The sequence below is a fragment of the Enterorhabdus sp. P55 genome (assembly GCF_009911695.1).
Taxonomy (GTDB): domain Bacteria; phylum Actinomycetota; class Coriobacteriia; order Coriobacteriales; family Eggerthellaceae; genus Enterorhabdus.
Genome location: NZ_QWKK01000208.1, coordinates 1 through 1,791, shown reverse-complemented (window position 1 = coordinate 1,791; position 1,791 = coordinate 1). Strand labels below are relative to the sequence as shown.

2 protein-coding genes are annotated in these 1,791 nt (G+C 71.2%); both read right to left on the bottom strand.

Annotated features, from left to right (window positions below):
- Positions 1-126 precede the first annotated feature (126 nt).
- Complete coding sequence (locus D1643_RS10820) at positions 127-1,029, bottom strand: radical SAM protein (protein WP_201751103.1); 903 nt, start codon at positions 1,027-1,029, stop codon at positions 127-129.
- Positions 1,030-1,033: 4 nt separating this feature from the next.
- Positions 1,034-1,453 (bottom strand): 6-carboxytetrahydropterin synthase, encoded by a 420-nt coding sequence (locus D1643_RS10815; RefSeq protein ID WP_160710617.1) that lies wholly within the window; start codon positions 1,451-1,453, stop codon positions 1,034-1,036.
- Positions 1,454-1,791: the final 338 nt, after the last annotated feature.

The following is a 1,791-nucleotide window of genomic DNA, read 5'->3' as shown; positions in this document are numbered from 1 at the left end:
CGGCAGCCCCGGCTCCGGCGGGCGCGCCGGCCTCGGCGGCCCTGGAGCCCGCGCCGGCCTCGGCGGCCTCGGCAGTCATGCCTGCGCCCTGCGTGCCTTCTACGCGCACCGCGTCCTCCCCCGCCATCAGACACCTCGCTCGACGCCGGGCCAGATAACCTTGTGGAGCTGGAGCTGCAGCGTGGCGTAGGCCATGGCGTGCGCGCGCATGAACTCCACCACCACGGCCGGGTCCATCTCGCCCCGGATGGGGCTCAGGTACACGCCGCAGCGGCCGGCCAGGCCGTGAGCCTCCACCACCGCGAGCATCGCGTCCAGGTCGCCCGCATCCGCGATGACGAACTTCACCACGTCATCGGCGCCCAAAAGCGCGTAGTTGTCCTCGTTCATGGCGGAGTCCTCGCCGCTGGCGGGCAGCTTGCAGTCCAGGGTGAACCCGAAGCGCCCGGGCACGCCCTCCTCGGCCAGGCGCTCGCGCAGCGCCGCCAGCGGACGGATGGGCTGCGAGCCGTTCGTCTCGATCTCCACGAACAGCGGGCCAGGCGCAGGCGGCTCCTCGGCGGCGGCCGACGCGCGCTCCACGAGCGACGCGTAGGAGGTGACCCCCTCATCGCCTCCCGGCGCCGATCCGGCGCGCACCAAGGCCTCCACCAGGGCCGACGCTCCCGACTGCAGCAGTGGCTCGCCGCCGGTGAGCGTGACGCACTCCACGCGCGCCTCGCGCACCCACGCCACGAGCTCCTCAGCGGTACGCCACTCGGTCACCGCATCGGCGCCCTGGGCCCAGGCGGTATCGCACCAGCGGCAGCGCAAGTTGCACCCGGCGAACCGGATGAAGGCCGCCAGGCGCCCGGCATGGGTGCCCTCGCCGTTCACAGACACGAAGCGCTCGGCGACGGGCATGATCTCGGCGCGGTTCTCGGCCGCAGCGCGCCGCTCGGCGGCCTGGACGGCCTGACGTCGCGCGCGCTCCTCCTTCGCCACCACGTCCTCCAGCCACTCGGGCAGGGTGTTGTCCTTCTTCGTCATGGGGCTACCTCCGGTAAATCGCGCAGTTGGCGGGCGTCTCGTACACGTCCACCTGGGAAACGGGCAAGCCACGCTCGGCCAGGCGGTCGAAGAACCACCGGGCCAGGTTCTCGGCCGTCACGCGGAAGGGCACCATGAACAGGGTGAAGCCCTCGCGCTCCAGGCACGCTAGCGTATCGGCGGCCAGCGAGCCCTCCTCTACGATGAAGCGGTGGTCGAGCTGCTCGGTGAGCGCACGCAGGGCGCCCTTGAAGTCGCCGAAGTCCACCACCATGTCCTTGCAGGTGCCCTCCTTCTGCAGCTCGTCCACCTCCAGGTAGGCCACCACGCGCCAGCGATGGCCATGGAGGTTCTCGCACTTGCCGTGGTAGTCGGTGAGGAAGTGCGCGGCGTCGAATTCGCTCTCGGTTCTCAGTCCGTACATGGGGGCCTCTCTCGTTCGGGGCCGGCCCCGCGTCGCGGCCACGGGCAGGCAGCAAGCAGGATCGGCGGTGCGGTCGCGCACCATTATAGGCCAGCCGTCCCGCCGCCACGGAAAACCGGGCGCGTTTCGCAAATTTCGACGGTTTTGCACTCTTGGCGACCGCCAGCAAGGCGCTCGCGCCCGCAGGCGAGCGCGTTTCTCCAGGTCGGCAGCGGCGACGCCGCGCCTCAGCGCGCACCGAGGGTGCAAAACCGTCGAAATTTGCGTCGCGGAGCGCCTTTTTCGGGGTCGCGCGGGCGCGGCGCGGGGAGGACGACGGGGTGGAGGGGGTGGAGGGG

What these genes read in the sequence shown, in the direction of transcription:
- D1643_RS10815 (WP_160710617.1), bottom strand. Translation starts at nt 1,453, where the DNA reads ATGTACGGACTGAGAACCGAGAGCGAATTCGACGCCGCGCACTTCCTC.
- D1643_RS10820 (WP_201751103.1), bottom strand. Translation starts at nt 1,029, where the DNA reads ATGACGAAGAAGGACAACACCCTGCCCGAGTGGCTGGAGGACGTGGTG.